Origin of the sequence: Streptomyces murinus, from assembly GCF_002154555.1 — a bacterium.
Classification (GTDB): domain Bacteria; phylum Actinomycetota; class Actinomycetes; order Streptomycetales; family Streptomycetaceae; genus Streptomyces; species Streptomyces murinus.
On sequence record NZ_MUNF01000047.1, the window covers coordinates 1 to 7,079 of the forward strand.

Sequence of the window (7,079 nt, forward strand, 5' to 3'; positions counted from 1 at the left end):
CGTACTACACGATGTGGCAGTACACCTCCTCCGGCGCGACCGTCGGCGACCACGACAAGTTCAACGGCGCGCTCGACCGCGTCCAGGCGCTCGCCAACGGCTGACGGCCGGAGCGGCCACCGAGCCCCATCGGCCGAGGCCCCGCCACGCCACGCCCGGCTCACCGAGCCGGGCGTGCACACGGCAAGGACCCGGGCCTCCCTCACGGGACCCGGGCCCTGCCTTTCACCCCAGGGCCTCTCGTTTGGATCATGCCGGGCTCGCGGGCCCTGGCACCGCGCCTCGCGGCGTTGTCGTCGGTTGCCATGGCTCCGCCATGTCGCCCTCCTCCGCCTTGCGACGCACGGCACCAGACCCCGCTCCCTGATCCGACCTGATCCAGACGAAAGACCCTAGTCGTCCGTCACGCCGCCAGGGGAACCTCCGGCGCCGCGCCGTCGGCCGCGGGCACCAGCGCCAGTTCCAGGACCTGGCGGACGTCGGTCACGGTGTGGACGTCGAGCTTGTCCAGCACCTCGGCCGGGACGTCGTCCAGGTCGGCCTCGTTGCGCTTGGGGATGATCACGGTGGTCACCCCGGCGCGCTGCGCGGCGAGCAGCTTCTGCTTCACCCCGCCGATCGGCAGCACCCGGCCGGTCAGCGAGACCTCACCGGTCATCGCCACATCCGTGCGCACCTGGCGGCCGGAGAGCAGCGAGGCCAGCGCGGTGGTCAGGGTGACACCCGCGCTCGGGCCGTCCTTCGGCACCGCGCCCGCCGGGAAGTGGATGTGCACACCCCGGTCCTTCAGATCGGTCACCGGCAGCTCCAGTTCGGCGCCGTGGCTGCGCAGGAAGCTCAGCGCGATCCGCGCCGACTCCTTCATCACGTCGCCCAGCTGACCGGTCAGGGTCAGCCCCGCCGCGCCGGTCTCCGGGTCGGCGAGGGACGCCTCCACGAAGAGCACGTCGCCGCCCGCGCCGGTGACCGCGAGCCCGGTCGCCACCCCGGGCACGGCCGTACGGCGCTCGGCCGGGTCCTGCGCCGACTCGGGCACATGGTGCGGCCGCCCGATCAGGGCGCGCAGATCGCCGTCCGCGACGGTGCACGGCAGCTCCCGCTCGCCCAGTTCGTGCTGGGCCGCGACCTTGCGCAGCAGCCGGGCGATCGAGCGCTCCAGATTGCGCACGCCCGCCTCGCGCGTGTACTCGCCCGCGAGCTTGCGCAGCGCGCTCTCCGCCAGCGTGACCTCGCCGGTGTCGAGCCCGGCCCGCTCCAGCTGGCGCGGCAGCAGGTGGTCCCGGGCGATGACGACCTTCTCGTCCTCGGTGTAGCCGTCCAGGCGGACGATCTCCATCCGGTCGGCGAGCGCCTCCGGGATCGCCTCCAGGACGTTGGCGGTGGCCAGGAAGACGACGTCGGACAGGTCGAGTTCGACCTCCAGGTAGTGGTCGCGGAAGGTGTGGTTCTGCGCCGGGTCGAGCACCTCAAGGAGGGCGGCGGCCGGGTCGCCCCGGAAGTCCGAGCCCACCTTGTCGATCTCGTCCAGGAGCACGACCGGGTTCATGGACCCGGCCTCCTTGATGGCGCGCACGATCCGGCCGGGCAACGCGCCGACATACGTACGGCGGTGACCGCGGATCTCGGCCTCGTCGCGGACGCCGCCGAGCGCTACGCGGACGAACTTGCGGCCCATGGCGTGCGCGACGGACTCGCCCAGGCTGGTCTTGCCGACACCGGGCGGGCCGACGAGCGCGAGCACCGCGCCCCCGCGCCGCCCGCCGATCACACCGAGCCCGCGGTCGCCGCGCCGCTTGCGCACCGCCAGGTACTCGGTGATGCGCTCCTTGACGTCCTCCAGGCCCGCGTGTTCCGCGTCGAGGACCGCCTTGGCGCCCCGGATGTCGTACGCGTCCTCGGTGCGCTCGTTCCACGGCAGTTCGAGGACGGTGTCCAGCCAGGTGCGGATCCAGCTGCCCTCGGGCGACTGGTCGGAGGACCGCTCCAGCTTGTCGACCTCCTTGAGCGCGGCCTCGCGGACCGGCTCCGGCAGGTCGGCGGCCTCCACCCGGGAGCGGTAGTCGTCGGACTCCTCGCCCTCCTGGTCGCCGTTCAGCTCGCGCAGCTCCTTGCGGACGGCCTCCAGCTGACGGCGCAGCAGGAACTCGCGCTGCTGCTTGTCGACGCCCTCCTGGACGTCCTTGGCGATGGTCTCGGCCACGTCCTGCTCGGCGAGGTGGTCGCGCAGCTGCTGCGTGGCGAGCTTGAGGCGGGCCACCGGGTCGGCGGTCTCCAGGAGTTCGACCTTCTGCTCGGTGGTGAGGAAGGGCGAGTAGCCGGAGTTGTCGGCGAGCGCGGAGACGCCGTCGATGGCCTGGACGCGGTCCACGACCTGCCAGGCACCGCGCTTGCGCAGCCAGCTGGTGGCGAGTGCCTTGTATTCCTTGACGAGTTCGGCGACCTGGCCGGGCAGCGGCTCGGGCAGGGTCTCGTCCACCTCGGCGCCCTCGACCCACAGGGCGGCGCCGGGTCCGGTGGTGCCGGCGCCGATGCGGACGCGACTGCGGCCGCGGATCAGCGCGCCGGGGTCGCCGTCGGCCAGCCGGCCCACCTGCTCGACCGTGCCCAGCACACCGGTCCTGGCGTACGTGCCGTCGACGCGGGGCACCAGCAGCACCCGTGGCTTGCCGGGTTCCGAGCGCGCGGCGGCCTGTGCGGCCTCCACCGCGGCGCGGACCTCGGCATCGCTCAGGTCCAGCGGAACCACCATGCCGGGCAGCACGACCTCGTCGTCGAGCGGCAGCACGGGCAGGACAAGCGTGAACGCCGGTGACTCAGCAGCCATGATCTCCCCTTCGGCAGTCAACTTGAGTTATGCCGACTCAATGTCTGCCGCCCGGCGAATGTTCCCAACGGGGCGTTCGCTGTCAGCGATCGCCTTGTCGGTGCAGGTGGGAGGGGACTTCAGGGGGTCTCGGCGGCCGCCCAGCGGCGGATGACGGGCCAGGTCGACACACCGATCGTCAGCGCGATCAGATGGCCCCAGTTGGTCATGGGGTCCGTATAGGCGAGCAGGTCGTTCAGCAGGAGGGCCGCCGTACCGGCGAGCAGCGGCCAGCGCAGCCAGGGGCGCAGAAGTCCCGCCAGGGCGCCCGTGCTCGCGGCGACGCCGAAGCTGATGCCGTAGTCCAGGCGGTGCAGGGAGGTTCCCGGGAGATGCCCGGCGAGGACCGCGAGGCCCACCGGGACCTCCGTCGCCAGGGTCGCCAGGACATGACCGGCGAGGAAGACACAGGCGGCCCGCGCACCGCCTATCCGGCGCTCCAGCGCGGTGAGCACCAGGACGAACGCGAGCGCGTACGGCGAGAGAAGCCCGCCCGCGATCCACAGCGCGCTGGTCAGCAGCACCACGGCGGGCGAGCGCACCAGGTGGGCCACGTCCGTGCTGGAGCCCTGGTAGAGGGCGTACACCAGGGAGGGCGGCGCCAGGGCCGCGAGCAGGGAGGTGACGGCCAGCAGAGCCGCGTACCCGAGGGTGAACGGCGTCCGGGCGGGCGTCGGCAGCAGCAGCCAGGGACGCACCCGCGGCACCGCGAGGGGCCGGGCGGGCGGCGGCGCGGGCAGCACGGACCGCTGGCGGGGCACACCGTCCAGCAGGTCCGCGCCCACGGTCTTCGGCGCGATCCGTTCCACGGTGGCGCTCCTTCCGTTCCGCCCCACCCTCCGTGCTGAAGGAAGCCGCTGTCCACGTCCGGAGCCGCAGGAGAGCGATTTCACGGCAACCTCATAAGTTCCGGCCACGGTTCCGGCCACGTCCGGCACCCGCGCCCCGCGGGCCCGGCATCCGTAATTGCCGTGAAAGCAAAGCCCTGTTCAAGCAGGATGGACCCATGGCTGTCCCAGACGACTCCCCCGTGGTGCTGGACCGGCGCGAGGGGCCGTACGGCGAGGTGGTGCTGCGCAGACACGGCGAGCTGCTCCAGATCATCGCCAACGGCTGCTTCCTCATGGATACTTCGGACGGCCGCTCGGAGCGGCTGCTGATCGACGCGGCGTACGACGCCCTCGACGGGCGCCCGGCACCGGCCGTGCTGATCGGCGGCCTCGGCGTCGGATTCTCACTCGCACACGCGTCCGATGATCCCCGCTGGGGGCGGATCACGGTCGTGGAGCGGGAGCCCGCCGTCGTCGACTGGCACCGCGCGGGACCCCTGTCCGAACTGACCCGCGGCGCGCTGGCCGACCCGCGCACCGGGATCGTCCGAGACGATCTCGTCCGTTACGTCAATGAGACATCGGACACGTTCGACGCCCTGTGCCTGGACATCGACAACGGCCCTGGATGGACGGTCACCGAGGACAACGAAAGCCTGTACTCACCGGCCGGACTGGCCGCCTGCGCACGGGTGTTGAGACCGGGCGGGGTGCTTGCCGTATGGTCGGCGAAGCCGTCTCCGGAATTTGAAGGAACCTTGCGGAATGCCGGGTTCCGACGGGTGCGTACCGAAGAGGTGCCCGTTGCCCGGGGAGTTCCGGACGCCGTGCACCTCGGCGTCCGCCCTGGATAGCGACGGCACCGCCGATCCCCGTAGGGTGCTGCCCTGACGCGGATCTTTCGCGTCGATCGCAGACATGGGATCACCCCACGGGTTCCGGAAAGCAACAAGCAGGGGCGGGCGATGGAGCAGACACACACCTCCCAGAGCGGCACGGCGGCGACGACCACCACTCCGGGCGCCCAGCGCCGGGTACTGGTCGTGGAGGACGACACCACGATCGTCGACGCCATCGCGGCCCGGCTCCGCGCCGAGGGCTTCCTCGTGCAGACCGCGGCCGACGGACCGGCCGCCGTGGACACGGCCGAGGCCTGGCAGCCCGACCTGCTGATCCTCGACATCATGCTGCCCGGCTTCGACGGCCTGGAGGTCTGCCGGCGCGTACAGGCCCAGCGCCCGGTGCCGGTGCTGATGCTCACCGCGCGGGACGACGAGACGGACATGCTGGTCGGGCTCGGCGTCGGCGCCGACGACTACATGACCAAGCCGTTCTCCATGCGCGAGCTGGCCGCGCGGGTGCATGTGCTGCTGCGCCGGGTGGAGCGGGCCGCCATCGCCGCCTCCACGCCCCGCTCCGGCATCCTGCGCCTCGGCGAGCTGGAGATCGACCACGCGCAGCGCCGGGTGCGGGTGAAGGCCGAGGACGTCCATCTGACGCCCACCGAGTTCGACCTGCTGGTGTGCCTGGCCAACACCCCGCGCGCGGTGCTCTCCCGTGAGCAGCTGCTGGCCGAGGTCTGGGACTGGGCGGACGCCTCCGGCACCCGCACCGTCGACAGCCACATCAAGGCGCTGCGCCGCAAGATCGGCGCCGAGCGCATCCGCACCGTGCACGGTGTGGGCTACGCGCTGGAGACGCCGAACCCGTGAGCGTGAGCGGGCGCCAGGCCGCACGGAGGAGCCCCCGGGCCCGCACGGAGGACCCCTGGGGCGGCGTACGCCCGTTCTCGATCAAGACCAAGCTGACCGCGCTGGTGGTCATCGCGGTGCTGATCACCACCGGTCTGTCGATCGTCGCGGTGCACACCAAGACGGAGCTGCGCTTCATCACGGTGTTCTCGATGATCGCCACCCTGCTGATCACCCAGTTCGTGGCGCACTCGCTCACCATGCCGCTGGACGAGATGAACACGGTCGCCCGGGCCATCTCGCAGGGCGACTACACCCGCCGGGTGCGCGAGAGCCGGCGCGACGAACTGGGCGACCTGGCGCAGACGATCAATGTCATGGCCGACGAGCTGGAGGCCCAGGACCGGCAGCGCAAGGAGCTGGTCGCGAACGTCTCCCATGAGCTGCGCACCCCGATCGCGGGCCTGCGCGCCGTGCTGGAGAACATCGTCGACGGGGTCACCGAGGCCGATCCGGAGACCATGCGCACGGCCCTGAAGCAGACCGAGCGGCTCGGCCGCCTGGTGGAGACCCTGCTGGACCTGTCCCGGCTCGACAACGGCGTCGTACCGCTGAAGCTGCGGCGCTTCGAGGTGTGGCCGTACCTGTCGGGCGTACTGAAGGAGGCCAACATGGTCGCCTCGGCGCGCGCGGGCATGGCCACCGGCTCCGGCAGCCACACCCGCACCGACGTCCATCTGCATCTGGACGTCTCCCCGCCGGAGCTGACCGCGCACGCGGACCCCGAGCGCATCCACCAGGTCGTCGCCAATCTGATCGACAACGCGGTCAAGCACAGCCCGCCGCACGGCCGGGTGACCGTGAAGGCGCGGCGCGGGCCCCAGCCGCACTCGCTGGAGCTGGAGGTCCTGGACGAGGGTCCGGGCATCCCGCGCTCGGAGTGGCACCGGGTCTTCGAGCGGTTCAACCGGGGTGCCGTGACCCGGCCGCACGGTCCGGGCAGCGACGGCGGCACCGGCCTCGGGCTGGCGATCGCCCGCTGGGCGGTGGATCTGCACGGCGGCCGGATCGGGGTGGCCGAATCAGAGCGCGGCTGCCGGATCATCGTCACCCTTCCGGGAGCGAACTCCGCTTCAAGTTGACGTAAAGTTCCAGCGAAGGCACAAGATCCACGGTTGTCCGCGCCGTCTTCGCGCAGCTGGACACGTGTGGAGCGACACAGGCCCGCGCCGCCCGCAGAAGCCGGGGGCGCAGGGCCGCACCAGTGCACCCTCGCACATCCGGAACCACGCTTGTTTCCCGCCATTTCAAGCCCTGAAACAAGATTTTCGGTGTGACTTACACGACGATGAACCGGCCCGACCTGACCTTCACCGTCTCCAAGGCGTAGCCTTTATTCCCGCTGTCCATCACCTTGTGAAGCGGAAGAGGGCGGTTGCCGCCGTGTCGCCACAGTCCCCCAGTAACTCGAGCATCTCCACCGACGACCAAGCCACCGGGAAGAACCCCGCGGCCGCGTTCGGCGCGAACGAGTGGCTCGTCGACGAGATCTATCAGCAGTACCTCCAGGACCCGAATTCGGTAGACCGTGCCTGGTGGGACTTCTTCGCCGATTACAAGCCGGGCGCGCCTGCCACGCCCGCGCCGGCGGGTACTGCGGCCGCGGGGGTCGCAGCGACCCCCGCGGCCGCAGTA

The 7,079-nt window shown here is 71.4% G+C and carries 6 protein-coding genes and 1 pseudogene; 5 read left to right on the plus strand and 2 right to left on the minus strand.

Translation table 11 applies throughout. The annotated features are described in order from the left end of the window. Positions 1-104: pseudogene (locus tag CCN72_RS40210) on the plus strand (lysozyme); the annotation flags it as partial. Positions 105-403: 299 nt separating this feature from the next. Here the strand turns inward: CCN72_RS40210 and lon are convergent. Next, on the minus strand, positions 404-2,824 hold the full coding sequence (gene lon / locus CCN72_RS03700) for an endopeptidase La (protein WP_086806301.1): 2,421 nt from the start codon (positions 2,822-2,824) through the stop codon (positions 404-406). Positions 2,825-2,943: 119 nt separating this feature from the next. Further along, a complete protein-coding gene (locus tag CCN72_RS03705; protein WP_341868860.1) occupies positions 2,944-3,672 on the minus strand; it encodes a rhomboid-like protein in 729 nt (242 codons plus the stop codon). 197 nt (positions 3,673-3,869) lie between these two features. Between CCN72_RS03705 and CCN72_RS03710 the strand changes: the two genes are divergently transcribed. The 4 genes from CCN72_RS03710 to CCN72_RS03725 all read left to right on the plus strand — a co-directional run. Continuing rightward, on the plus strand, positions 3,870-4,547 hold the full coding sequence (locus tag CCN72_RS03710; protein ID WP_086806303.1) for a spermidine synthase family protein: 678 nt from the start codon (positions 3,870-3,872) through the stop codon (positions 4,545-4,547). 111 nt (positions 4,548-4,658) lie between these two features. Continuing rightward, entirely contained in the window at positions 4,659-5,405 is a 747-nt protein-coding gene (locus CCN72_RS03715) for a response regulator transcription factor (RefSeq protein WP_037660250.1), read from the plus strand. 2 nt (positions 5,406-5,407) lie between these two features. Further along, entirely contained in the window at positions 5,408-6,526 is a 1,119-nt protein-coding gene (locus CCN72_RS03720) for a HAMP domain-containing sensor histidine kinase (protein ID WP_161216204.1), read from the plus strand. A gap of 301 nt (positions 6,527-6,827) precedes the next feature. Beyond that, positions 6,828-7,079 (plus strand): 2-oxoglutarate dehydrogenase E1 subunit family protein (locus CCN72_RS03725; protein WP_143664034.1); only part of this gene is annotated, 252 nt, incomplete at its 3' end.

Bases quoted from the DNA above. Each gene is read 5' to 3' on its own strand.
- CCN72_RS03710 (WP_086806303.1), top strand. From the start codon at position 3,870: ATGGCTGTCCCAGACGACTCCCCCGTGGTGCTGGACCGGCGCGAGGGG.
- CCN72_RS03715 (WP_037660250.1), top strand. From the start codon at position 4,659: ATGGAGCAGACACACACCTCCCAGAGCGGCACGGCGGCGACGACCACC.
- lon (WP_086806301.1), bottom strand. From the start codon at position 2,824: ATGGCTGCTGAGTCACCGGCGTTCACGCTTGTCCTGCCCGTGCTGCCG.